Below are 24,405 nucleotides of genomic sequence, written 5' to 3'. Positions count from 1 at the left end.
CCAGGGCATACGATACGCATGCGAGCTGCCGATATCCATTCCGCCGGGCGGTCGTCACGGCACCGGCGGAAAACGCCGATTCCGCTCTGCCCGCTCCTTCCTGTTCTGGCCGTGTCCGTCATGCTGCCACTCGCGCTCACCATGTCGACATTGGCGACATGGACGCAGCCCCAGGCGGTGCGGAATCACGGAAATATGTTCCCTTGGGGGCATTTCTAGGTTCTGGTGCGGAGGGCGTCGCCCGGGTCGGGCGGTTCCAGCGGTGGAATATATCCAGGGAATGCACGACTGGATCATGTCGCACGATGTCGTTTACCAGTCGATCACGGACTACTGCCCGCACGGCGTCTGGGCGTGCGGCCGCACCCCGCGCTCCTCCGGCGTCTACCGCGACCTGTTCGGCGGCGTGGCGGCCCCGCCCCCGGCAACGCGGACACCGGAGACGCCGACGACCTCGCCACCGCCCCCACCACCGGCGGCGACGGCCCGCACGTCGGCCAGGGCCTCCACGGGCGTGGCGCCCAGCCCGGCGGCGGCGCGGGTGACGGCCGCCAGCAGCGCCACCGTCCGGGAGATGTCGTAGGCGGCGGACGCGGCGGCCGCCTCCCGTCCCTCCCGCTCGGCGGTCCCGGGAACGAGGAGCCGCCCCGCGACCTCCTCGGCCAGCGCGGCGGGATCGTCCACCGGCACGAGGGCGCCGACCCCGGGACCGACGACCTCGGCGATGCCGGGAACGTCCGTCCCGACGAGGGGACGTCCCGTGGCGAGCGCCTCCAGCGCGGTCAGCGGCAGCCCCTCCCACCGGGACGGCAGCACGATGACGTCCGACGCCGACAGCCAGTCGCGGGGATCCCGCACGGCCGGGACGAACAGGACGCCCGGCACGGGTTCGCGGCTCAGCGCGTCCAGGTCCTCGCCGTCCCCCACGATGGCGAGGCGGGCCGGCGGGCACCGCTCGGTGACGCCCGGCCATGCCGCGACCAGGACGTCCTGCCCTTTCTGCCGGGTCAGGCGCCCGATGCACACGGCGAGGGGCACCGCCGCGGGCAGGCCGAGGCGCAGGCGCGCGGCCAGCCGGGCGGCGCCGTCGGCGGGCCTGAACCGGCGCCGGTCCACACCGTTGCGGACGAGCCGGTAGGGGCCGCGCACACCGGCGCGCATCCCCTCGCGCACCTCACCGGTCCCGACGCAGATCAGCGCGTCGCTCCAGCGGGCCGCGATCCGCTCCCAGCGGCGGCTGACGGCGGCCTGCCTGCCGGTCGCGGCGAGCCATGACCAGCCGTGCGGTTGGAAGATCGTGGGCGTGCCGCACGGCCGGCACGGCAGCCGTCCCGCCAGCCCCGCCTTCGACGAGTGCAGGTGGACGACGTCGGGTGCGAAACTCCGCACCAGGCGGCGGAGGCTGAGGGACTCCAGCAGCGTCCGGGGACCGGGAGCGCGTCCGGCGGGCCAGTTGAACCAGGGCACGCCCGCCGCCGCGCACCGGGCGGGCAGGTCACCGCCCGGTGGGCAGGCGACCGCCACCTCCCAGCCGCGTCTGCGCTGGTCACCGGCCGCCTGCCCGACGTAGACGGCGACTCCGCCCGCGTTCGGCTGGCTGACGTGCAGCACCCGGACCGGCGTGAGGTCCCCGCCCACCGCCGCGCCGATGGACTCGCCCATGGACGCGGCCTCAGTCATGGCCTCCCCGCCATCGGTGCCGCCGGGCCGACAGGTGCGCGCGGGTCCGGGCCAGGCCGGCGAACGCGGCGGCGGAGGCGGTCCGCCCGAGGATGATCCGCTGGTTCTGGACGGGCGTCGGCCGCCACTTCAGCTTGTACGGCTCGTCGCCGCGCAGCAGGCTGACGCCCTGCCGGTGGCGGTCCCGGGCGATGGCGAGGTCCTCGCGCAGCAGCATCAGCGAGACGTCCACGCAGCCGCGCAGGTCGGGAATGGCCCCGTACAGGTAGGCGCCGACGTGGCGGTGGCCGATGAGGACGAGGTCGCTGGCGACGAGCCGCTCGTCCCACCGGTACTGCAGGACGGCCGCGCGTCCGTCGCGGACCATCCCGGCCGCGGCCTCAGCCAGGTGGCGCCGGAACCGCTCCCGGGTGTGCTCGGGGTTGATCGGGCGGCCCTGCCACTGCCTGGCGTGCAGTTCCAGCAGGGCGTGGACGGCGTCCGAGGCGCCCTCCGCCGGGACGGACTCGACCGTGATGCCGCGAACGTCGATCTTGCGGAGTTTCGCTCGCATCTTCCCGGCGGTGCGGCGCGGCAGCCGCCCGAGGACGTCGTCGATGCCGGCGGCGGGCAGTTCCAGGCACACCGACGACGGCATCCGCCACGTCCGGCGCGGCCACTGCCGGGCCACCTGGTGCGCCGCCGACCCGGTACGGACCTCGCGGAGGTCGAGCGCGCACCATCCGTGCTCGTCCAGCAGGGCCCGGGTGAGATGCCGGACGGCGCCGTCGGCGTACACGGGGTCGAGCAGGAAGTCGGTGAAGTCGCTCTGCTCCGCCGCCAGCGGGACCAGCACCGGGAACCCGTGCCGGACCGCCGCCATCAGCGGGGCCGCCGCGACGAGCCGGCCGCGGCACCGGACCAGGGCGAGGCGGAGCCTGCCGCTCGTCCCGTACCAGCCCCACCACGCCTTGAGCCACTCGTACGTCTGGAAGGGCGTCGCGGCGGGGCTGCGGTCGTACAGGTCGCGCAGTTCGCCGGCGAGGGCGACGAGCGCCTGCTCCTCCCGGTGCACCTCCACCGACCACTCGGCGGCGGACGGGGCGGCCGCGTGAGGCGCGACGTCCCCGCGCGCGAGGCTGGACAGGCTCACGTCCCCACCCCCGCACGTTCGGCGCGCACCGGTCGGGCGGCGTCCGGGACCGGGCCCGGGGCCGGGGCGGCGGTGCCCGGGCGGCGCCGGGCGGTGTCGGCCCGGCCGCGCCGGCCGCTGACGACGGCGGCGCTGAGCCCGGCGAGCAGGACACCGGACGCGGTGCCGACGGCGACGCCCAGCGGCAGGTTCGGCGACGACGGCGTGGCCGGCGGCGCCGCGAGCGTCATCAGCGCGACGCGCACCCCGGTGTCGTCGCGGTGCGCGGTCCCGTACCGGACGAGCGCGTCGGCTGCGGCGTTGGCGAACGCGGCCGCGTCCCGCGGCGTCCGGCCGACGCCGGCCAGCCTGATCAGCGGCGTGTCCGGCGACGTCGACGCCCGGACGTGCTCGCGGGTGGAGCCCGGCGCGGCCTTCGGCAGCGGGAGCGTGGAGTGTTCGAGGGTCTCCGGCAGCGGGGCGAGCCGCCCGTACGCCTGGGCGAAGCTCACCGCCGCGGGACCCGCCTGCCCGGCCTTCCCCTCCTCCACGACCAGCACGAACGCGGCGGCGGTGTAGGTGGCGGGCGCGAACATCGCGTATCCGAGCCCGCCGAGGAACCCGGCCAGGACGAACGCGATGGACAGCCCGAACCGTCTGAGCAGCCCGGCGAGCGGACGGCGCACCCGGCCGGCGGCCGCGGCGAGCACACCGCGTAGCCCGCGCCGGCGGCGCACGCGCACGCCGGGCGGCCGGACCTGTTTCCTTCTCGGTCTCCGGTTGGCTTCACGTTGCGGCATCATGAGCCCTTTCTCGTGTCGGAATGACCCCGCAGAGGGACGGCTCGTCCTTGTAGAGCCGGGCGAGTTCGGCGGCCTGCTCGGCGATGGCGTAGTGGCCGACGACCGGCGGCACCGGCGTCCGCTCCCGCGTTCCCCGCGTGAGGCGTTCGAGTTCGGTGCTCCAGGCCCACGCGTCGGTGGGCAGCCGCAGGGCGTGCGGCGCCTCGCCGGGCGGGCGGTCGTCGATGGCCGGGCAGGTCGTGTAGAGGACGGGGAGCCCGGCGGCCAGCGCCTCCAGCACGCCGAGGCCGAACGCCTCCTGGACGGACGGTGCGGCGAGCACGTCCATCGCCGCGAGGGCGCCCGCGACGTCCGACGTCCCCCCGGCGAAGATCACCCGCCCGGCGGCGCCGAGGTCGCGCGTCAGCCGTTCGAGGTGCCCCCGCTCCGGGCCCGCCCCGACCAGCAGCAGCCGGACGCCGTCCAGCGGCGCGATCGCCTCGATCAGCAGGTCGAACCGCTTGGTGGGGACGAGCCGCCCGACGGCGCCGACGATCGGCTCGTCCGGGAGGATGCCGAGGCGGCGGCGCGTCGAGGCGCGGCGCGCGGCGTCGAACGCGAACGCGGCGGCGTCGACGCCGTTCGGGATCATGACGATCCGGCCGGGCCGGACACCCCAGCCGCGCAGGCGGGCCGCGACGGTCGGCGACACCGCGACGGTCGCCGACCCGAGCCGCTCGGTCGCCCGGTACAGCGCCCGGACGCCGCGCGTCGTGGCGCGTCCCTCGATGTGGCCGTCGCCCAGTGAGTGCTCGGTGGCGATGACGCGGGGGGTCCCGGCCATGCGGGCGGCGATGCGGCCGTAGACGCACGCGCGGTACAGGTGCGTGTGGACGACGTCGTAGCGTCCCCGGCGGATCAGCCGCGCGAGGCGGGGCAGCGCCGCGACGTCCCGGTTGCCGCGCATGCCGATCTCGTGGACGGGGACGCCCGCGCCCCTGATCTGGGCGCCCAGCGTTCCCGTCCGGGTGAGCGTCGCGACCTCGCAGGAGACGGGCAGGTGGCGCAGCAGGAGGGCGAGCTGGCGTTCCGCGCCGCCGTGCTCCAGCCCGGTGATGACGTGCAGGACTCGGGTCACACGCGGCTCCGGCGGGGCCCGTGGTGGTGGAAGAGCTCGTGGCGGAGGAGCTTGGCGCGCATCCGCAGCGGCCCGTCCCGGTCGCCGATGTAGGCGCGGGGCAGCGCGTGCCGTCCCGGCTCGCCGGGCTTGATGTCGCACGCGTAGTCGTAGCCGGCGGCGCGGACCGCCTCGATCTCGCGGGCCGTGGCGTGCCCGTACGGGTAGGCGAAGCCGGTGACGGGGCCCCCGACGAGGTCCTCCAGGCCGGCGCGGCTTTCCTCCAGCTCCTCGCGAAGCTCGGTGTCGTCCGTTGCGGGCAGCGACACGTGGTGCCTGCCGTGCGAACCGATCTCGATGCCCGCGCCGGCGACGGCCTTGATCTGCTCGGCCGTCATGAGGGGCTTGCGCGGTCCGTCGTCCCACGTGTTGTGGGTGCCTATCCGCCCGGACACGATGAACGCCGTCGCACCGAACCCGTACCGCAGCAGGACCGGGACGGCCCTGGTCGCGAAGTCGGCGTACCCGTCGTCGAACGTCAGGCCGACGAGGCCGTCCGCGCGGCCGGCGGCGTGCGCGTCGAGCAGCTCGGCCATGCCGGCGCCGCGCAGTCCGCGCGCCCGCAGCCACGTCATCTGGCGCTCGAACCGCGCGGGCGACACCGTCACCAGGTGCGGATCCTCACGGAAGTGGTCGACCGAGTGGTACATCAGCACCAGCGGCGTCGGCCGGATCTCCTTCTCCGCGTCCGCCGGGTGGGCCGGGTGGGCCGGTTCGGTCAGGTGTGTCGGTTCGGTCGGCTGGCTCACTGCTCTCCCCCGATTCGGTACGGCCGCGGCGTCCGGACGCGCCGAGCGGCCCCACGGCGATCCATGAAGCGACGAGGTCGGGTCCCGCCAGGACGGTCAGGACGGCGAAGGCCGCGGCGGTGACGACGCCGCCGGCGGCGAGCTGGACGATCGCGGGCGTCCCGGCGCCGAGCGCGCCGGCCGCGACCAGGCCGGCCGCGCAGGCACCGGACGCGGCGAGCACGAGCCGGGCGACGTCCGCGGCGATCCGCCGCAGCGCGACGGGCGCGACGCCCGGCCGCAGCCCCGCCAGCAGCAGGACGGCGGCGAGCGTGATCCCGGCGGCGTTCGCGGCGGCCAGCGCGAGCGTCCCGGCGGACGCGGCGAACGCGCCGCCGATCGCGGCGGTGACGGCGAGGCCCACGGCGAGGACGACGGCGGGACGCCACGTCGGCCGCTTCTGCGCGAAGAACGCGCGGGCGGCCAGGCCGACCGCCGACTGCCCCCACAGCCCGAGCGCGTAGACGCGCAGGATGGACGCGGTGCTCCGCGTGTCGGCGGACGTGAACTCGCCGTGCTCGAACAGCAGCTTGATGACGGCGGGCGCGAACGCGACGAGGAACGCGGTCGCGGCCAGCACCATGGCGCTCGCGACGGCGAGGTCCTGCCGGATGCGGCGGGCGACCTGCCCGGTGTCCCCGTCCGCCGACGCGCGGGCGAGCCTCGGGAACGTCACCGTCACGATCAGCAGCGACAGGACCATCGGCACCTGCGCGACCTTCTGCGCGTAGTTGAGGTGCGAGATCGACCCGGCGGCGAGTTCGGATCCGAAGTAGCGTTCGACGAACACCTGCGCCTGCCGCGTCACGGTGTAGACGACGATGGGCGCGACGGCGGCGAGCCCGAGCCGCAGGTCGACGTCACGGACGCGGGGGGCGGGCGGGGCCGGGGACTCGCGGAGGCAGCGGACGAAGGCGGGGGCCTGGACGGCGACCATCAGGACGCTCCCGCAGGCGACGCCGATCGCGGCGCTGGTGATGCCGACGACCCCGGACAGGCCCGCGATCAGCGCGAGGATGCCCGCGTTGTAGGCGAGGTAGATCGCGGCGGGCGGCCCGAACCGGTGGTGGGCGCGCAGCGTCGCGCTCATGAACCCCGCGACGCCGAACGTCACGACGGTGACCGCCGTCAGCCGGACGCACATGATGGCGGGGCCGCGCTCGGTGAGGCCGGGGGCGAGGACGTCCACCACGAGGGGCGCGGCGGCGACGAGGGTGAGCGTGCCCGCGGACAGGCCGAGAAGCATGCGGGGAAGGGTCGTTCCGACGAGCGCGCGCGGGCCGTCCCCGCGCGCGAGCAGCCGCGTGACGACCGGGACCATCAGCAGCGCCATGGCGTCCTCGATGAGGAGCGGCGACACGGTCTCGGGGATCGTCCACGCGACGAGGAACGCGTCCGTGCCGGCGCTCGCGCCGAACAGGTGCGCCATGACCAGGTCGCGGACGAAGCCGAGCCCGGTGCCGGCGCCGATCAGCACGCCCGACAGCGCGGCGGCACGTCCCACCGAGGTCATGTCCGCGCCTCCTCCGGCACGGCACGACCGGAAGCGGCGTCCCCGGGCACGGCGTCCCCGGGCACGGCCTGGCCGGACGGGACGTCCTCGAAGGCCCGGCACGCCACGATCCCGAGGACGACGGCGATGAGCGCGCAGGTCGGCCCGCCCAGATCGGCGTACACGAAGTTGACCAGCAGGAACGTCGTCAGCGCGACGCTCGCGAGCCAGAACGGGTCGCGGACGCGGCGGCGCTTCCACAACCCGGCGAGGATCATGGCGAACAGGGCGGCGAACCCGGCGAACCCCACGACGCCCTGCTCGGACAGGAACAGCAGGTACTCGTTGTGCGGCGACAGCAGCGGCTGCCGGACGTACCCGTTGACGGGGTCGGCGGTCTCGCTGCCCGACGACAGTTCGATCCCGGCGTAGGCGTCGCGGTAGGCGGGGAAGTTCTTCACGCCGACACCGGTGACGGGGTGGTCCTGCCAGATCCGCAGGGCCGCGGCCCACAGGTTGTAACGGTCCTCCACCGACTGGTCGGGGTGGCTGATCGAGGCGGCCATCGACTTGGAGCGCTCGACGACGGCCTGCGCCCCGCCGCCCGCACCGGCGAGCGTCAGCAGCAGCAGCGCGCAGCAGCAGGCCAGCACCTTCACCGCCGTCCACCGGTTGAAGATCATCAGGGTGAGGACGGCGGCGGCGCCGAGCGCGATCCACGTCCCGCGGCTGAGCGCGAGCGCCAGCGCGACGGCCAGCACGCAGAGCCCGGCGAGCGCGGACGCGAGGGCGGCGAGCCCCCGTCCGGGCGCCGACAACGCGAACGCGGTCAGGATGAGGAACGCGATCCCGACCACGATCGACATGGCCATCACGTCGACCGCGCCGAACGTGCCGACCGCGCGGATGTTCTCCCCGCCCATGGACGCGCCGTTCCCGGTGACCGACTGCCAGATCCCGTACACGGCCTCCACGAGCCCGAGCGCGAGCAACGACGAGCACACGATCGCGAGGTCGCGGCGGTCCCGGACGAGCAGGACGACGGCCAGCGGCACCAGCACGAAGATCTGCGCGGTCCGCACGAACCCGGGCAGGCTGGACCCGATGTCGGGCGAACACACCGTGCTGATCCCGAGCCCCGCCACCAGCGGTCCGAACGTGGACAGCGCCGCACGCGGCATCTCGACATGCCCGGTGACCAGCAGGAACACGGCGACCAGGATCAGCACGACGCTGGCGACGTCCCCGATGGTGACCCGCACGCCGTGGCCGAACGCCTCCGAGCCCGCCGGGATCCCGATGCTCACGACGGCCACGGCGACCAGCCAGCTCGGCCGCCTGAGGCTCACCGTGGCCGCCTTCACCGCACTGGCCGCCGAGGGCCACGGGAAGGGGGGCGGGTCAGCGGTCATCCGGCGTCCTTGCACAGCAACGCCCGGACGGTCAGCAGCAGGATCTTCAGATCGCCGGCGAACGACCAGTGGTCGATGTAGTGGTTGTCGAGCCTGGCGCGCAGCTCGATGGACGTGTCGCCCCGGAAACCGTGGATCTGCGCCCAGCCCGTCATCCCGACCGGGACCCGGTGCCGCAGCATGTATCCGGGGCAGGTGCGGGAGAACTGCTCGACGAAATGGGGGCGCTCCGGGCGCGGGCCGACGAGGCTCATATCGCCGCGGATGACGTTCCACAGCTGCGGAAGCTCGTCCAGGGAGGTCGCCCTCAGGAACCGTCCGACGCGTCCCATGCGCTCGTCGTCCTTGACCGTCCAGCGGGTGTCGGACTCCTGCTCGTCCGCGGGCTTCAGCGTCCGGAACTTCAGCAGGACGAACTCCTCGCCGCCGAGGCCGATCCGCCGCTGCCGGAACAGCACGCCCGGACCGCCCTCCGCCCGCACCGCCACCGCGCACAGCGCCAGCACCGGCAGCACCAGGAACAGGATCAGGGAGCCCACGACGAGGTCGAGCAGCCGTTTGGCGTACCGGGCCGCCGGCTCCCGCAGCCGCCAGTCGACCCGCGCGCACGGCAGCCCGGCCAGGTACTCCCGCGTCGCCGCCGCCACCGGGACGACGTCCGACGGCGGCTGGACGAGCAGCGTCTCGCAGGGAAGCCCGAACGAGATGCGCAGCACGGCGTCCAGGTGACCGGGGTCGACGTCCTCGGCGACCACGATCAGCGTGTGGACGCCGTGCTCCTCGACGAGCGCGGGCAGGTCGGAGGTCTCCCCGAGGACGGGCGTCGCCGCCGGGCGGCCGGCCGCGGCGCCGCCGGCCACCTGCCCGACCGCGGCGAGCCCGAACTCGGCCCGCTCCCGCAGGATGCCGACCATGTGCCCGGCCGTCCCGCCCGTCCCGACGACCAGCGCCGGACGCGGCCGGGACCGCCGGCGGTACGTCCTCGTCGCCGCGTTCACGAACACGCGGACGCCGAGCGACGCCGTCCCGGCCGCCGCCGTGATCCACAGCCACGCGACCACCGCGCCGTGCGGCGGCCCGGGGTGCAGCATCACCGCGAGCGCGCCGACGATCATCGTCCGGGTGAGGAGCGGCGGCGCGTCGGCGAGCAGCGACGGGTTGCGGCGCGTCCGGTACAGCCCGCCCGCCGCGTTGCACGCGACCACGGCCGCGGCCGCCGCGCCGGGCAGGACGCCGCCCGGTACGGACCGCAGGGCGGCGACGGCGGCGGCCATCACCCAGCCGTCCAGCACGGCGAGGAACACCGGGTACAGGACGGCGGGGATCCGCGCCCCCGCCGCGCCCCGGCGGCGCGGGGCGACCGGCGCGAGGACGGCCACCGCCTCACCCGACGCGAGATCGGCCGGGACCGCACCGGAGTCGATGGAGGGACTCAGCCCCTGGGCTCTCATCGCGCGTCCCTTCACAGACAAGAACTTCAGCCGGGGGGTGACTTTGCGGTGCCGTCGCGGGCGGCCACGGCCCAGCATCGCAGCGCGCCCCGGCACGGATCGCCGCTTTTAACCGCCCCCTCCATAATCTTGAAGAGAAGATCAGGGCAGGTCACCCCACCTGCGAGAACGCCCCAAAGAACGCGCGCTCAAAGCCAAAGCACAGGGCAATCGCCGACCTTTAATCACAGCCTTTTCTCTTTCGCCCGATTGGGTCATATTTCCTGCGCCGCGTCCTGGAGTGCGGCCCCCACCGTCCGGGCCGGCTCCGTTCACGGGGCCGAGATGGACCGCCAAAGATCCGGGAAACCGCCCACCCGGGCCGAACCTTCGCGGGACGATGGACGCCACACGTGATCGGACGCCGCCGACCGGCCGTCCCACCTCCGGGCGAGACGGCACTACGGCCCGTTTCCGTGAGCGAACCTGTTGCCGTCCCGTGTCACGCGGGCCCGGCGGGCTGATGAGGGAGAACGGTGCGAGGTAAGGCGTTGGTGATGACGCTGGTCCTGGGACTGGCGACGGCGTGCGGCGGCGGCGGAGACGGCGGCGGGACGACCGCGAAGAGCGCCGGCGAGGGCACCCCCCAGGTGACGATCACCCCGGCGGACGGCGGCGGCAAGGCCCGCCCCGACGAGGGCGTGACGGTCACCGCCTCGGGCGGCACGCTCGGCCAGGTCTCGGTGAAACTGGCGGGCGCCGACGTCCCCGGCACTCTCTCCGCCGACAAGACCAAGTGGCACACCACATGGACGCTTCAGCCCGGCGGCGCCTACCAGGTGTCGGCGACGGCGACGTCGCCCAAGGGCAAGTCCACCACCGCGACCAGTGCCTTCCGCACCAGCCGCGCCACCGCGGCCACCCGGATCAGCAACGTCGTCCCGTCCGAGAACGAGACGGTCGGAACCGGGATGCCGGTCTTCATCCAGTTCAACAAGGCCGTCCCGGAGAAGGCCAAGCCCGCCATCGAGCGCAGCATCGAGATCTCCTCGACCACCCCCACGGAGGGCGCGTGGCGCTGGCTCGCCGCCGGCGAGTCGTTCAACGGCCTCCCGTCCGTGGTCTTCCGGCCCAAGCGTCCCTGGAAGCCCCGGCAGAAGGTGTCCGTCACCGTCCACTACGCGGGCCTGAAGATCGGCGACGACGTCTTCGGCGACAAGGACGCCGCCCGCACCTTCAAGATCGGCGACTCCCACACGATCAACATCAACGCCAAGACCCACCGGCTCGTCGCCAAGAAGAACGGCCGCACCATCCGCACCTGGGGCGTCAGCCTCGGCAGCGGCGGCGACGTCCAGGCCGACGGCGTCGACCACCTGCTCACCACCAGCGGCGTCCACCTCACCATGGACCGCGTCCGCCTGGAGCGCATGCGCCCGCCCGGCAAGAAGAAGGGCGACCCCGGCTGGTACGACGAGAAGGTCCCGTGGGCGACCCGCATCTCCAACAGCGGCGAGTACATCCACCAGAACACCGCCGACCCCGCCTGCCTCGGCAGACGCAACTGCAGCCACGGCTGCGTCCGCTCCCCCGGCGACGACGCCAGGTGGCTGTTCAACTGGTCCTACCGCGGCGACCTCGTCACCATCACCGGCACCAAGCGCGACCTGGCCTGGACGAACGGCTGGGGCTACTGGCAACTGCCCTTCACCAAATGGGCAAAAGGCAGCGCCCTAAACAAACCAACAAAAACCACCCCCGCCTAACCCGCGCGCGGAGAGAGCACCGTTTTGCCCCAAAGGTCATAGGCGCCTTGACAGAATGGTCCGATGGGTTTCTCCAGCGCTGATCTGAAGATCGTTTCACTCGCGCGGTACATCGATGCCTGTGACCCCGCAAGCAGGCATCGCGACTGTCCATACGCCGTCGAACGGGACGGCGAGTTCACGTGCCGAGAAGAGTGCCGAGACGTGCTCGCGTTCCTACTCAGGCGCGGTCGCGCCCCTTCCGAGTTGAAGGTCCAGTCCTTCGACGCCCGTCAGCTGCTTCTCAGCGAGATCGGTCTCACACCCGACGTCTTGTGGCACACCTCGTCACTCCTCCAGGTCGTCGTCAAGGTCGCGCGAACACATCCCTTGCGCGAGGACGGAAGTTTCAACCTGCGGCGGTTCATCGACGCCACGTCGGCCCTGGGGGCGTTGGGGTGTCGCGGCCTCGATCCCGAAAAACTCGTGCGCCGAGGAGTCGCGAAAACCATAAAACTGACAATCTCCGGCTGGCTGGAGATTCTAGAAAGCTCCGACGAGCCGCGAAGGAACGCCGAGCAGTTCACTCAGTGGCGGGCGTTCTTCAAGCGCGGTAGCGATGAGCCGGTTTCCCCAGGCTATTACATCGAGGCGGCCCTGTTCGGGCGATGTGCCCGGCGTCTGAGCGCCTGGCTCGAAACCGCCCCTCTCGAAGACCTGCTTCGCTGGAGGCTGCCTGAGCGGTGGCCGGAGGCTCCGTCGCCGACATCGGTGGGCGAGGAGGCCGAGTCCTGGACGTGGATCGTCGAAAGGTTCACCGAAACGTACCTCGGCCAGTGGTCACTTGAGTCACTGAAGAAGGAATACACGTTCCTCAAAGGCTCCTGGCAATCCGATCTCCCCACCGAAGTCCTGGACGAACGGACGCTGTCGCGAGAGGAAGTCACCGCCGAACTCGCAGAGAGAGCCGTGGTCGATGGCGACTCCATCGATCCGGCGACGATGAGTTCGCTGACAACCCAGGCCGTGGCTCTCCTGATGGAGGGGCAGCGTAGGGCGGCGGCCGCTCTCATGGATGGTGCTCGCAGGCTCAAGCCATCCGACCTTGTGTTGCAGCAGAACTATGCTTTCTGTCTCCTCCCGGATGAACCCGAGAGAGCACGAACGCTGTTCAAAGACGTCTTGGCGAGAGAAAAGCTATCCCCCCGGGTGACGCTGTGCAATCTCGCGCTCGCCGAAGCCATCCTCGGAAACACCTCTCAAGCACTTGAAACGTGCACGGAGGCCCTTTATGTGGAGCCCGAAACAGGGACGGCCTACCTCTGGGTGAGGGGTGCTGAAGGTTGGAACATCGAGACCACCTCGATGCACCGGTGGATCATTCGCCTTGGGGCGGACATCGAAGCGTCACAGGACGTCAAAAATGGTCCCTGGATGGAAAGGCTAGCGAGCCTTCATTTCACCGAGCAGCAAGATTCTTCCGCAGATCCTTCAACAGCAGGAACAGATGAAGCGGATCTGTAGGCGACGGCTCGAACTCCGCATGCCGCAGGTAGAAATCCTTGGCTCGGTCGTCCTTGGCATGGATCAACAAGGCGCGCACACCGATCTCCTCGGCCGCGTTCGCCACTCGCACCAGCGCGTCCCTGAGCATCGCCCTGCCCAGCCCCTTGCCCTGGACGCCGGAGTGCACGGCCAGCCGCGTCAGCAGAATGACCGGGACGGGATGGGCCGGAACGCCCCGGACGACTCGGCCTGGGGCGTCCGCCCTTTCAACACCACCTGTCGCCAGCGCGTAGTAGCCCACGACCCCGTCCTCGGACGAGGTGACGAACACGGTTGACATCCCGGCCTTCTGGTTGACCAGCGCGAACCTCTTCAGCCAGTCGTCAAGGTCGGGTTGTCCGCAGTCGAAAGCGTCGACGTCGTCCTGCGCCGTCAACTTACTGATCTTCGAGAACATGTCGTCGCCCGTCAGTCCTCGAAGAGGCCGGGCTCCTCGGAGAGGAGTTCCGCCAGGCGCGGCTTGACGATGGCCGGCCGCTCCAAGGCGTCCTGAAAGGCGTTCCACGCCGCATCATCGAGCATGAACCAGCGACGGTCCGCTAGCACTTGCTCCGCTGCGGCGCTCGCACTGTCGAGGACGAAGGCGGTCACTGTCTTGTTCGTGGCCTGCGCGGCCATCCGGATGAGCGTGTCCTGCCGTGCGCTCGCACGGAGATTGAGCCGCGTCTCCCGAGCGTGCCGAGCATCCGTCCCAGGATCGCCATCGTGGCTGGACATGGGTCACTCCTCCGTAGCCATCGAGTTCCCAGAGTACACACAACGTATGTACAGAGCAACCGGGGTGTATGTACCATGTACGCACACGGTGCCGGTGGCCATCCGGAGCAGGACGGCCTCGTCCGATGACGTGGCGGACCACCTGAGCCATGACCACTGCCCTTTTCAGGCTCACCGCTCCGTAAACACCTACCGTCGGGCCGGCGCCGAAGCGGCGCTCGCCTTCGCGGAAACGGCACTGCAGGAGTCCCCGATCCGCCGCAACGCCCGCCGCCTCCGCCGCCTGATGACCTGAGTCACCAGGTGGAAGGGAACATGCGGTGCTTCAGGAGCAGATCGACCTGCTCCGCAGCCGCCTTCGCATCGCCGCAGGGGAAGAGGTAACCGGCCCGTCCGCGCTGGACATCGTGGTAGGCCCACATCTCACCGGGGACGGCTCGCACACAGACCACCACCCCGACGTCCTCCGCGACCCCACTGGCGTAGACCCAGAGCAGCGGTCTGGGGAACTCGCGCCCGTACAACTTCACGCACCGCCACCCGCGCGCCTTGACCGCGAGCGCAAGCACTTCCAGGTATCGGACGGCGACGCGACGCCCCCGCCGTGTCCGCCACCACAGCGCGAACCGCTCCACCCGACGCCCACTCAGCACGAGATCGCCGACCAGACCCACTTGCCGGACGGCTCGGTCTTGCGCACCCCGCAGTCAGCCGACAGCGCCTGGACGAGAGGCAGACCCCAACCGCCCGTCCCGTCGTCGTAGTCGGCGTCGAGCGCCCGAGCGTCCGGGACGACATCGTCCAGCGTCATCTCCACCACCGGCCGAACAACCGGCATCTCATCGGACGAGTCCCACACCGCCAGCACGACCGCGCCGGCCTCCCGCGTGAACCTGACCCGCATCACCCGATCCGGAGTGCTCTCCACCGCATTGGCAACGAGTTCCCCGGCGATCAACAGAACATCTCCGGCGATCTTCTGAAGCCCCCATTCGGCAAGCCGGAACTCCACCAACGTCCGCACCAACCCCGACGTCGTCCCAGCCGCCAGACATGACATATCCAGTTCGCCCGAATTAACGGCTTTGATCCCCATCTCACCTGCCCCTTCACCTGCTCGTTTCCGGGACAAGACTGCGATTGCCGTTTTACATTGGCCACACTTTCAACCACACAGAAAACAAGAGATCTCCCGGGAGCTACCAATGGAAAGCCACGACTCGCTCGATCCACGGTCCTCTTTGTGGGACCTCGTGGCAGTTCAACTGCGGAATCTCCGCCTGAACCACCGTTGGACGTGCCAGCAGGTGGGTGACGTGGCCAGCGCGTCCCGCTCACATGTTTCAAACTGGGAGGCCGGGCGCCGCCGCCCCTCCGTGGCGAACCTCGCCCCGCTCGATGAGGCGTGGGACACCGCGCACCTGTTGACCTCCCTCGCCGAACACGCCAAGGAAGGCCACGACCGCCCGCGTGTCGGCTCCTTCCTGCAGTACGAGCAGACGGCCACATCGATCAAGAACTACAGCTCCGATGTGATACCCGGACTGCTCCAGACCGAGGACTACGCCCGCGCGCTGTTCCGGCGCGGCGGAGTCGTGGACGACATCGAAACCGCCGTCAAGGACCGCATGAGACGACAGCAGCGCCTACATGAGCCAAACCCACCTCACCTCTGGATAGTGCTCGCGCAACCGGTGCTGTGGTGGCAGGTCGGAAGCCCCGAGGTGATGCGCGGCCAGCTTGATCACCTGTTGCAGGTATCGGGGCTCGACCGCATCAGCCTGCGAGTCCTGCCTGTCTCAGCAGGATGGCCTGGGGTGAGCGGATCGCTATTCATCATGACCACGCGTGAGACAGAGATCGTCTACATGGAGGCCGGACGTATGGGGAGGCTCGTCGAACGCCCGCCTGAAATATGCGAGTTCAGCGTAAAGTACGACGAGATTGGGGCACTTGCGCTCCCCGAGGACCAGTCCCGGACGCTGGTGGAACACATGCGAGGTCTGATTACATGATCACTTGGCGGAAATCTAGTCACAGCGACGAGACCGGCGGTGCCTGCGTAGAGGTGGCAGGTCTCCCCGAGGGCGTTGCCATCAGAGACAGCAAGGCACCCAAGACCGGCGCCCTCACCCTCACCCCCCACGCCTTCACCACCCTCCTCCGTCAGGCCAAGCGAGACGAACTCAACGTCTGAGACGAATTCACCCGCCTGGCGCAGGCCGGGCGGGACGAAACACTAGGGAACGAGCGCGTACCCATGCGTTGCCGGGCCACTGCGCATAACACCTGCCCCCAGCACCGTGTCGGGGTTCGCGCGACAGAACGCTGCGCGAAGGAGCCGCCTCGTCGGCGGCGGGGGGCGACGCATGCCTTGCCGGCCTCGTACCGCACAACGCCGCCCGGTTCGACGAGGACTACGCGAAGTCCCCGATCCGCCCGCCGTGCCCGTCACCTCCGACGACTGCTGGATCTGAGCAGACCCAGGGGACCGCCTCCTCAGGAGCAGCTGGACCAGCCCACTCATCCATGGTCCTGGTGTTCGCTGTTCGTTTCACACCGAACAGCGAACGACTAGGATAGCGGCTATGCGCGACGATGAATTGGTGGACGTCTTCGCGGACGCCCTCAGGGAGGTCGGCTTGGAGTCGGTGGAAGAGCATGTGCGAGGCGATACGCGCTCCGACATCCTCATTGATCTTCAGGGGCGAACGCTGAGGGTCGAACTCAAGCGTGCTCGGACGGTCACTTCCGCAGACCTCTCGCGGCGCCTTCCACGATGGCAGGCTCAGTTGACGCGGTCCGACGTTCTCCCGGTCCTGGTCGCGGACACGATCGTCGAAAGTGCGCGAGCCTTACTGAGACAGCATGGGTGGGGATGGCTCGACCTGCGAGGACATCTCCACCTGACCGGCCCTGGCGTTTTTGTCGACACCGCTGTTCTTCCGTTGAGGAAGCGGCCTGGGCGCCATCGCGCCTTGTCCGGGGTAGTCGGACTCGAAGTCGCCTGCAAGATCCTGCTTGATCCCGACAAGCGACCGACCGTGCGACGTATGGCGCGCGAACTGGGTCGATCTGCAAGTACCGTCTCGGACATCCTCGCAGCACTCCGCGATGATGGACTGATTGACGCCCAAGGCATGGTCAACGCCCGAGACCTGTTCTGGCGGGTCGCCGACCTGTGGCCCAGGAAGAAGGCGGCCCTGGCGTCCCTGCCAGTGCCAGGCGCCGGTTCCGTCAACACAGCACTTCGTCTGGGACTGGACGATGTGGAATCGAGTTCAGGGTGGGCCATGACAGACACCCTCGCTGCCGCCCATTACGGTGCTCCTGTCGGGGTGCGTAGCGACTACCCCCCTGATTTCTACGTCCCGACATCGGTTGTGCTGGGCAGGGCTCTCCAACTCCTGGGCAGGGCAGCGGATTCGGCGCAACGCCAGGCCACCATCCAAGTCGCTCCAGTTCCAATGGTCTGCGACCGACGCATCGACCCCGCTGCCCGAAATCTGGCGGATGAGCACTGGCCGCTGACGAACCCTTTGTTCGTCGCGCTCGACTTGGCCGGCGACCCCGGGCGCGGCAGCGAAATTCTCCAGACATGGGAACCTCCGAGGCCCTGGCGCCGTGTCTGGTGACGGTCCATGCGTGCCGGACGTCAACCTCGTTGGCACGTCAATGACAGCTATCGTGCGGGCGATCCCTGAGGTAGAGGCGCGCACCTGCAGGCCTGTCACGGTCGTGGGCGGCTTGGCGGTCATCTGTCGACTCGGTCAGGCATACCGGGTCACCAGTGATCTGGACTCGGTGCACCTGCGCTCCGGCGACGAGAAGTCCCAGTTGGAGGTTCTCCTCGAGTCTGGTGCGCAGTCACAAGCGCCTGCGGGGGTCCTGATCCCCACATCGGCGGGTGAGGTGAGAGTTGACATCCTAGAAGTCGCCGAGCACGAGTTGGACCCGCTGCCAGCAGATCCGAACGATCGCCTGCACGTAATGGCCCATGCTTGGGGAGCAAAATCGGCCACATCAATGAGAATCCAGATCGTCGACGTGGCAGGTGGTACAACGAGTGATGCGGTGCAGGTCCGGGTCGCACTACCGGGACCATTGGTCGCGATGAAGCTACAGGCGGTCATGAACCGGCCCAGTATCAAGGAAGGAACGGATCTTCTCGATATCGTTCGACTAACACTCGACTCTCAGGCGGGTCCGATCACACGCGCCCAGCTCGGCTCGACGGAGCCACAGATAGCCCGGGATGCGACTCTGCACGCCCATCGATGGTTCGTTGAACAGAAGTCCGAGACCCTTCGCAAAATCAGAGCGATTCCCGAGGGGCGCGAGATCGACAACGAGACGGTTGAACTCGTCGCCGAACTACTCCTCGCCGAACTGCAACGACCGGATTGATATATCGGCCACGTTCGCTATACGCGCCGCCCCGTCCTCATGCCTGGGGCTTCGCTCTGGTCCTCACTCAGGTGAATCCGAACCAGGCCGGTCACGACCACGATAAACAGCGTCCGAGCGTGCCAGCCGAAGGAAACCGGGGCGGTGTCGGCCGGGGGAACGGCTGCGGCTCGGCGGATCGGCCGGCGGGTAGAACCCCACAACAGGTTGGTCCGGCACCACCGGGGAGTGCGCGCCTTGAGATATCTTGGCCGTATGACCAACTTGGCCGATCGACCAAATTCTGCTCGTGGAGACCGGCGGCGCGAGGAGCTGGTGGAGGCCGGTGTCGCGCTCCTGGGGGAGGACGGGTGGCCCGGCGTCACCACGCGGGCCGTGGCCGGACGGGCCGGCACCAACCCGGGGCTGATCCACTATCACTTCGGCGGCCTGACCGGGCTGCACGCGGCGATCTTCCGGCGGGCCACCGACCTCATCATGAACCCGCTGGTCGACGGGCTTCTCAGTGCCCCGGACGAGCGGTCGGCGCTCGTGATGGTGCGGCGCATGATCGCCGAGACGCCGGGTGACGAGCGGACGACCCGGCTGGCCGCGGAGCTGATCGCGGGGGCCACGCGCGATCCCGCCCTGGGCGCGGTGCTGCGCGACGGGCTTCGCCAGGCCCGCGTTCAGCTCGCGGACCGGCTGCGGGCGGTGCGTCCCGGCTGGCCGCCGGAGCGGCTGACCGGGGTGGCCACCTTGATCGCCGCGTCGATCGACGGGCTGATGCTGCACCACATGATCGATGGTGACCTTCCCGTCGGCGAGGCGCTGTCCGCGGTGGGCGAGCTGCTGGAGGACGACCGGTGAGGGTTCTCATCCGCGGTGGCGGGATCGGTCTTCGCGTCCGTGCTGCGCCGCCGGTTCGGCGCGACGAGCATTCTCGCCCCGCAAGGAAAGGAATGAACATGGAGATCGTGAAGAGGGCCGAGCCGCCGACCGGGCTGCGCCGCAGGCTGTGGCGGCTCCCCATCCGGCTTTACCGCATGGGGCTCGGACCGCTGCTGGGACGCCGCGTCATGCTGCTCAACCACACCGGCCGCGTCTCGGGCCTGCGACGACAGGTCGTCATCGAGGTCGTCCAGTACGACGAACACGGATACGTGGCGGCCTCCGGGTTCGGGCCGCGTGCGGACTGGTACCGCAACGTCATGGCCACACCGGACGTCACCATCCAGGTCGGCGGGAAGGTCGTCCAGGCGGCGGCCGCGCCGATCGAGACCGGCGAGGGCGCCGAGATCATGGCCCGGTACGCGACGGCCCACCCGGCCGCCGCGCGCCGGCTGTGCAAGCTCATGGGTTTCGCCGTCGACGGCGGCGTGGACGACTACCGCGAGGTGGGCACGCACATCCCGTTCGTGCGATTCACCCCGACGCAGCGCACGTAATCACAGGAGGAGTCGGTGAAGATTCGGTGTTCGTGCGGCGAGCTCATCCTGGATCAGACGGACTTCCTCCCGTACAAGGCCCGTTTCGTCTCCGATATGGACTGGGATGACGTCCACGAGGGGGATGTCCAGGAGCGGCTGCGGGAGTGGAGCCGGTCCATGTGGCAGTGCACCGGGTGCGGGCGGCTGTACCTCAACGATCACGGCGGCGGTCTTCAGTGCTTCGTGCCGGAGTCGGCGGAGGCGCCGGTCGACCTGCTCCGGTCCGTCCATCGGGATCGGTGGAAGCGGCCGATGGTGGGCAACTGGCAGACGGACGCGGAGCGGGGCGAGTTGTGGTGGGGGTTCGGTGTGGCCGATGAGGGGTGGGAGGAGTTCGACCGGTGGGACGACCTTGAACGCCGCTACTTCGAGGTCTTCGAGCGGCTGCGGGGGAAGGGTCTGCTGCGGTCGGCGTTCCTGCGGTGTGCCGGGCGCATCGTGCATGAGTGGCCGCGATGACGGGACGAGCGGTGCAAATCGGGGCGTTTTCACTAGGATGCTCCCGTGCACGAAGATCAGCAGCCTGCCGCCGACATCATGACGGCGCCTCTCCGGGTGCCGGTCGACCAGGACGACGGGACGCCGGAGGCGGTCATGATCGAGGAGCGGGCCGCGAAGGTCAGGGCCTTGGGGCAGGACGTCGAGCGGCTCGCCGCGCTGGTGGGTCAGCTCACCGAGACCGCCGCCGCGTTGGGCGGGCGGCTGGACGGCGAGGTACGCGAGGCCGTCGACGGCGCCGAGAAGGCACTGGCCGAGGCGCGCGGTGCACGGCAGGAGACCGCCGACGCCGATGAGCGGACGCGGAAGGCCGAGGCACGCGCCGACCTGGCGATCCAGGAGGCCGCCGACGCCCGCGAGGAACTCGACAAGGGGCTGGCCGCCGCGAAGGTGAGCATCGCGGCGGCGCAGGAGAGTGAGGCGAACGCCTGGAAGGAGGCGGGCGCCTCCCAGCAGGCCCGCGCAACCTCGACCAACGAGGCCGCCCATGCCGAGGGGCTGCGCAAGCGTGCCGAGGCGGCGTGGAGCAGTGAGCACCAGGCGCGTACCGACGCCGAGAAGGAACGCGACGACCTGGCCGCGCGGCTGGCCGCCGAGCAGACCGCGCTGGCCGCGGCGCGGAGCGACCTCGCGGGGACGCGGTCCGAGCTGGCGGAGGCGCGTTCCGGGCTGGAGGCCGCCGCGGAGACCGAACGGCGGCTGCGGGCGGAGCTGAGCGTCGTCCAGGGTGAGATCGCGGGATTGACGATCGAGCGCGACACCGCCAAGACGCGCGCCGTGGAGCAGGCCGGCCGCGCCGACCGCGCCGAGCAGCTCGCCGACACGGCCGACGCGCGCATCGAGATCGAGCGGGCCCGCGCCGACCGGGCCGAGGCGCGTGCGGACGACGCCGAGATCCGCATCACCCGGGACGCCGCCACCGTCCGCGCTCTGCAGGACACGATCCGGTCGGCGCTGGACCTGCCGGCCGTCGAGGAACTCGGCGACGGCCGGGGGATCGCGGTCGGCGAGTCCGGCGCGGTCACCGCCAAGCCCGGCGGGCTGATCGCCCTCGGCGGGGTCCCCGAGCTGATGGACGGTGAACTGGCCGCCCGGTTCGCCCGTGCGCTGCTGGCCGTCCGCGTCCACCAGGCCACCCGGCGTCCCCGCCAGGAGGACGACGAGCAACCCGGCGACGCGGACTGAGCCCGGTCAGCGGAGGGCGGCCGGGGCGCCCTCGGGGACGGCGGGCGCGTTGGGCATGACCCGTTCGACGCGCAGGTACGGTGAGCCGGCGTCGGGGCGCAGATCCTTCTCGCCGCGGTTGGGCCAGTAGGCCATCGCGCGTTCGGCCTGCGCGGTGATGGTCAGGGACGGGTTGACGCCGAGGTTCGCGGTGACCGCCGAGCCGTCCACGATGTGCAGGCCCGGGTGGCCGTGGACGCGGTGGTACGGGTCGATGACGCCGGTTTCCGGAGTTTCCCCGATGACGCAGCCGCCGATGAAATGCGCGGTCGTCGGGATGTTGAACAGGTCGAACCAGGTGCCGCCGGGGGTGGCGTCGAGTTCCTCGGCGAGCATCCGGACGGCGTCGTGGGCGACGGGGATCCAGGTGGGGTTGGGTTCCCCATCGCCCTGTCGTGCGACGAGCTTGCGGCGGCCGAGGCGGCCGCGCTTCTCGTTGATGGTGATGGAGTTGTCGGCGGTCTGCATGACGAGCGCGATGACGGTGCGCTTGGCCCAGTCCTTGAGGGAGAGGCCGCGCAGGATGATGGTGGGGTGCCGGGCGGCCTGGCCGAGGAACTTCAGCCAGCGGGGTGGGCCGCCGCCGTCGACGAGGAGGGTGCGGATGACGCCCATCGCGTTGTTGCCGGCGCCGTAGCGGGTGGGTTCGATGTGGGTCTTCTCGTCCGGGTGGAAGGACGAGGTGATGGCGAGGCCGGTGCTGTGGTCGACGTCGTTCTTGCGGTGCCACACCGTCATGCGCTCGACGCCGAGGAGCGCCTCGGAGTTGGTGCGGGTCAGTTCGCCGAGCCGGGGTGACAGGTCCGGGAGGCGGCCGGCGGCGCGCATCCGGTGCAGGAGCCGCTGCGTCCCGTAGGTTCCGGCGGCGAGGACGACGTGTTCGGCGGTGAGTTTCCTCCGGCGTTTCCGCAGCGGCGAGGTGTGCTCGGTCGCGACCTCGTAGCCGCCGGACGGCAGGGGCGTCAGCGACGTGACGGTGGTGTCGGGGACGACCTCGACGCCCGCGCGTTCGGCCAGGTACAGGTAGTTCTTGGTGAGCATGTTCTTCGCGCCGACCTTGCAGCCGATCATGCAGGATCCGCAGGCGGTGCAGGTCGTCCGGCGGGGGCCGGCGCCGCCGAAGTACGGGTCGTCGGCGTCCTCGCCGGGCTTGTCGCCGAAGAACACGCCGACCGGGGTCGCGTGGTAGGTGTCGCCGACGCCCATGCGGTCCGCGACGCGTTTCATCGCCTCGTCGGCGGGGGTGACGAGCGGGTTGACGGTGACGCCGAGCATCCGGCGGGCCTGGTCGTAGTACGGCTTCAGCTCGTCCTGCCAGTCGGTGATGTGGCCCCACTGGCGGTCGGTGAAGAACGGCCGCGGCGGCTCGTACAGGGTGTTGGCGTACACCAGGGAGCCGCCGCCGACGCCCGCGCCGGCCAGCACCAGCACACCGGCCTTGCCGCCGACGAGGTGGACGCGCTGGATCCCGCGCATCCCCAGGCGCGGCGCCCACACGTACTTGCGCAGCCGCCAGGACGTCTTCGGGAGGGTCTTCTCGTCGAAGCGGCGTCCCGCCTCGATGACGGCGACCCGGTAGCCCTTCTCGGCCAGCCGCAGCGCCGACACGCTGCCGCCGAACCCCGAGCCCACCACGATCACGTCGAAGTCGTAGGCGTCACCGTTCACCGCACACCACCTTCGTCGGGAGCGAAGCACCTGAGTGTGGCCCTCTGTTTCGGTCGCGCGCCATGGGCCCCAAGCAACGATTCGGCCAGTCGTTTATCAACCATGTGACAACGTGCCGTCAGCGGTCGGCGAAAGTGTCGAGCGCGGTGATCCTCCATTGTCCGCCGCGGCGGACGGCGGTGACGGTGAGCATCGCGGGGGCGTTCGTGCTCGTGCCGTCGGTGGTGCGGGTCGTCCGCTGGTCGGCGAAGACGAGCACCTCCGCGCGGCCGCCGTGGAGGGACGTGACGGCGCTGTCGGTGACGCGGGTGCTGAGGACGGTCTTCGCCTCGGGCGCCTCGGCGCGGACCCTCCCGAAGATCGCCTCGTACTGGCGGACGGCGTCGCCGGTCAGTGCGGCGCGGGCGGCGTCCCGGGTACGGGCCGGGTCGGTGTAGTTGTAGGAGAAGACCTTGCCGATCATGTCGGCGACGGCGCCCTTGACCTCGCTGGTGGCGGCGCCGTCGGTGAGGGCGGTGTTGCGGGCGGACGGGTCGTCGCGCACGGCGTCCGCCTGCCGGAGCGCCCAGACGCCGAACGTGGCGAGGACGACGGCGACGACGCCGAGCGCGATGGGAGATGCCGCGTTCGCACGCCATCGGGCGGCGCCGGCGCGCCACCAGGCGGCGTTGGCGCGCCGCCAGGCGGTGCGGCGTGTGGTCTGTGCGGCCATGGCGTCTCCTCACATGGTGCCGGTCGGCGCCTGGCCGAGGTCGCTGAGCTTCCAGCCGGCGGGGGTCCGGGTGAGCTCGCCGATGAGGCGGCTCTGCTTGACGACGGGGTCGCCCTCCGGCGGGGTGAGGGTGATCTCGACGGCGACGAGCACCCTGGCCTTGCCGGAGCGCCGGTCCAGTTCGGCGACGGCGCCGTCCAGGACCCGCGCCCTGGTGACCGTCTTCGCCTTCGTGACCTGCTCCTCGAACGCGGCGCGGCCCCGGGTGATCTCCTCGTAGAGGTCGCTGGTGGTGGAGTCCTGCCAGGTCTGCAGGCCGGGGCCGAGGTTCCGGTAGTCGAGGGTGTTGAGGTTCTGGACGGCCTGCTCCCCGGCCTGCAGGACCGTGTCGCGCGTCCGCGAGTAGGCGTGGGCGTCGTCGTGGGCGGCCGTGTACCAGGACCATCCGGCCCACGCGGCGAACAGCGCGGCGAGGACGAGCAGCACGGTCGCCGTCCGCTGGACGGTGTCGTCGGTCATGGGCGGGC

General features: G+C 70.8%; 25 protein-coding genes. 10 read left to right on the top strand and 15 right to left on the bottom strand.

Annotated features, from left to right (window positions below; genetic code table 11):
- Nucleotides 1-384 precede the first annotated feature (384 nt).
- The 8 genes from ACGFIS_RS14735 to ACGFIS_RS14700 are packed head-to-tail and all read right to left on the bottom strand — an operon-like array spanning nt 385 to nt 9,893.
- The gene (locus ACGFIS_RS14735) at nt 385-1,680 is read right to left on the bottom strand and encodes a glycosyltransferase (RefSeq protein WP_392971083.1); all 1,296 of its coding nucleotides are present in this window, start codon (nt 1,678-1,680) and stop codon (nt 385-387) included.
- Nucleotides 1,673-2,812 (bottom strand): GNAT family N-acetyltransferase, encoded by a 1,140-nt coding sequence (locus ACGFIS_RS14730; protein WP_392971080.1) that lies wholly within the window; start codon nt 2,810-2,812, stop codon nt 1,673-1,675. The genes ACGFIS_RS14735 and ACGFIS_RS14730 overlap by 8 nt, the downstream gene beginning before the upstream one ends.
- Nucleotides 2,809-3,534, bottom strand: coding sequence for a Wzz/FepE/Etk N-terminal domain-containing protein (locus tag ACGFIS_RS14725; RefSeq protein WP_392971077.1), 726 nt, complete (start codon nt 3,532-3,534; stop codon nt 2,809-2,811). Before ACGFIS_RS14725 ends, ACGFIS_RS14730 begins: the two co-directional genes overlap by 4 nt.
- Before the next feature lie 43 nt (nt 3,535-3,577).
- A complete protein-coding gene (locus ACGFIS_RS14720) occupies nt 3,578-4,711 on the bottom strand; it encodes a glycosyltransferase (protein WP_392971074.1) in 1,134 nt (377 codons plus the stop codon).
- Nucleotides 4,708-5,358, bottom strand: a complete 651-nt coding sequence (locus ACGFIS_RS14715) for a polysaccharide deacetylase family protein (RefSeq protein WP_392971071.1) — start codon at nt 5,356-5,358, stop codon at nt 4,708-4,710. Before ACGFIS_RS14715 ends, ACGFIS_RS14720 begins: the two co-directional genes overlap by 4 nt.
- Nucleotides 5,359-5,371: 13 nt before the next feature.
- The gene (locus ACGFIS_RS14710; RefSeq protein WP_392971068.1) at nt 5,372-7,051 is read right to left on the bottom strand and encodes a lipid II flippase MurJ; all 1,680 of its coding nucleotides are present in this window, start codon (nt 7,049-7,051) and stop codon (nt 5,372-5,374) included.
- Nucleotides 7,048-8,442: an O-antigen ligase family protein gene (locus tag ACGFIS_RS14705; RefSeq protein ID WP_392971065.1), complete on the bottom strand. Its 1,395-nt coding sequence runs from the start codon at nt 8,440-8,442 to the stop codon at nt 7,048-7,050. Before ACGFIS_RS14705 ends, ACGFIS_RS14710 begins: the two co-directional genes overlap by 4 nt.
- Nucleotides 8,439-9,893 (bottom strand): sugar transferase, encoded by a 1,455-nt coding sequence (locus tag ACGFIS_RS14700; protein ID WP_392911369.1) that lies wholly within the window; start codon nt 9,891-9,893, stop codon nt 8,439-8,441. The genes ACGFIS_RS14705 and ACGFIS_RS14700 overlap by 4 nt, the downstream gene beginning before the upstream one ends.
- A 536-nt stretch (nt 9,894-10,429) precedes the next feature.
- Between ACGFIS_RS14700 and ACGFIS_RS14695 the strand changes: the two genes are divergently transcribed.
- Nucleotides 10,430-11,638, top strand: a complete 1,209-nt coding sequence (locus ACGFIS_RS14695; protein WP_392971062.1) for an Ig-like domain-containing protein — start codon at nt 10,430-10,432, stop codon at nt 11,636-11,638.
- Between the two features lie 63 nt (nt 11,639-11,701).
- Complete coding sequence (locus ACGFIS_RS14690) at nt 11,702-13,141, top strand: hypothetical protein (protein ID WP_392971059.1); 1,440 nt, start codon at nt 11,702-11,704, stop codon at nt 13,139-13,141.
- Here ACGFIS_RS14690 and ACGFIS_RS14685 read toward each other — a convergent pair.
- From ACGFIS_RS14685 to ACGFIS_RS14670, 4 genes are all read right to left on the bottom strand, one after another.
- Nucleotides 13,077-13,580, bottom strand: coding sequence for a GNAT family N-acetyltransferase (locus tag ACGFIS_RS14685; RefSeq protein ID WP_392911363.1), 504 nt, complete (start codon nt 13,578-13,580; stop codon nt 13,077-13,079). The genes ACGFIS_RS14690 and ACGFIS_RS14685 overlap by 65 nt on opposite strands.
- A gap of 11 nt (nt 13,581-13,591) precedes the next feature.
- Nucleotides 13,592-13,900, bottom strand: coding sequence for a DUF1778 domain-containing protein (locus tag ACGFIS_RS14680; RefSeq protein ID WP_392911361.1), 309 nt, complete (start codon nt 13,898-13,900; stop codon nt 13,592-13,594).
- A gap of 296 nt (nt 13,901-14,196) precedes the next feature.
- A complete protein-coding gene (locus ACGFIS_RS14675; protein WP_392971056.1) occupies nt 14,197-14,430 on the bottom strand; it encodes a hypothetical protein in 234 nt (77 codons plus the stop codon).
- A 116-nt stretch (nt 14,431-14,546) separates the two neighbouring features.
- The gene (locus ACGFIS_RS14670; protein ID WP_392971053.1) at nt 14,547-14,996 is read right to left on the bottom strand and encodes an ATP-binding protein; all 450 of its coding nucleotides are present in this window, start codon (nt 14,994-14,996) and stop codon (nt 14,547-14,549) included.
- Nucleotides 14,997-15,105: 109 nt separating this feature from the next.
- Between ACGFIS_RS14670 and ACGFIS_RS14665 the strand changes: the two genes are divergently transcribed.
- From ACGFIS_RS14665 to ACGFIS_RS14630, 8 genes are all read left to right on the top strand, one after another.
- Nucleotides 15,106-15,915: a helix-turn-helix domain-containing protein gene (locus ACGFIS_RS14665; protein ID WP_392971050.1), complete on the top strand. Its 810-nt coding sequence runs from the start codon at nt 15,106-15,108 to the stop codon at nt 15,913-15,915.
- A complete protein-coding gene (locus ACGFIS_RS14660; RefSeq protein WP_392971047.1) occupies nt 15,912-16,097 on the top strand; it encodes a DUF397 domain-containing protein in 186 nt (61 codons plus the stop codon). Before ACGFIS_RS14665 ends, ACGFIS_RS14660 begins: the two co-directional genes overlap by 4 nt.
- A 391-nt stretch (nt 16,098-16,488) precedes the next feature.
- Nucleotides 16,489-17,535, top strand: a complete 1,047-nt coding sequence (locus ACGFIS_RS14655) for a hypothetical protein (protein ID WP_392911350.1) — start codon at nt 16,489-16,491, stop codon at nt 17,533-17,535.
- 10 nt (nt 17,536-17,545) lie between these two features.
- The gene (locus tag ACGFIS_RS14650) at nt 17,546-18,307 is read left to right on the top strand and encodes a hypothetical protein (protein WP_392911347.1); all 762 of its coding nucleotides are present in this window, start codon (nt 17,546-17,548) and stop codon (nt 18,305-18,307) included.
- 255 nt (nt 18,308-18,562) lie between these two features.
- Nucleotides 18,563-19,156, top strand: a complete 594-nt coding sequence (locus ACGFIS_RS14645) for a TetR/AcrR family transcriptional regulator (RefSeq protein WP_392971044.1) — start codon at nt 18,563-18,565, stop codon at nt 19,154-19,156.
- Between the two features lie 98 nt (nt 19,157-19,254).
- Entirely contained in the window at nt 19,255-19,734 is a 480-nt protein-coding gene (locus tag ACGFIS_RS14640) for a nitroreductase family deazaflavin-dependent oxidoreductase (RefSeq protein ID WP_392911342.1), read from the top strand.
- Between the two features lie 15 nt (nt 19,735-19,749).
- Nucleotides 19,750-20,235, top strand: coding sequence for a hypothetical protein (locus ACGFIS_RS14635; RefSeq protein ID WP_392971041.1), 486 nt, complete (start codon nt 19,750-19,752; stop codon nt 20,233-20,235).
- Between the two features lie 45 nt (nt 20,236-20,280).
- Nucleotides 20,281-21,459, top strand: a complete 1,179-nt coding sequence (locus tag ACGFIS_RS14630) for a hypothetical protein (protein ID WP_392971038.1) — start codon at nt 20,281-20,283, stop codon at nt 21,457-21,459.
- Between the two features lie 6 nt (nt 21,460-21,465).
- Here the strand turns inward: ACGFIS_RS14630 and ACGFIS_RS14625 are convergent, their stop codons facing one another.
- The 3 genes from ACGFIS_RS14625 to ACGFIS_RS14615 form a co-directional block, all read right to left on the bottom strand.
- Nucleotides 21,466-23,166: a GMC oxidoreductase gene (locus ACGFIS_RS14625; protein WP_392971035.1), complete on the bottom strand. Its 1,701-nt coding sequence runs from the start codon at nt 23,164-23,166 to the stop codon at nt 21,466-21,468.
- A 118-nt stretch (nt 23,167-23,284) separates the two neighbouring features.
- Entirely contained in the window at nt 23,285-23,878 is a 594-nt protein-coding gene (locus tag ACGFIS_RS14620) for a hypothetical protein (protein ID WP_392911333.1), read from the bottom strand.
- Between the two features lie 9 nt (nt 23,879-23,887).
- Entirely contained in the window at nt 23,888-24,397 is a 510-nt protein-coding gene (locus ACGFIS_RS14615) for a hypothetical protein (RefSeq protein WP_392911331.1), read from the bottom strand.
- Between the last annotated feature and the right edge of the window lie 8 nt (nt 24,398-24,405).

It is taken from the genome of Spirillospora sp. NPDC048824 (assembly GCF_043198455.1).
Classification (GTDB): domain Bacteria; phylum Actinomycetota; class Actinomycetes; order Streptosporangiales; family Streptosporangiaceae; genus Spirillospora.
The sequence above is the reverse complement of the archived record's forward strand: the minus strand, read 5'-3'. Positions and strand labels throughout refer to the sequence as shown.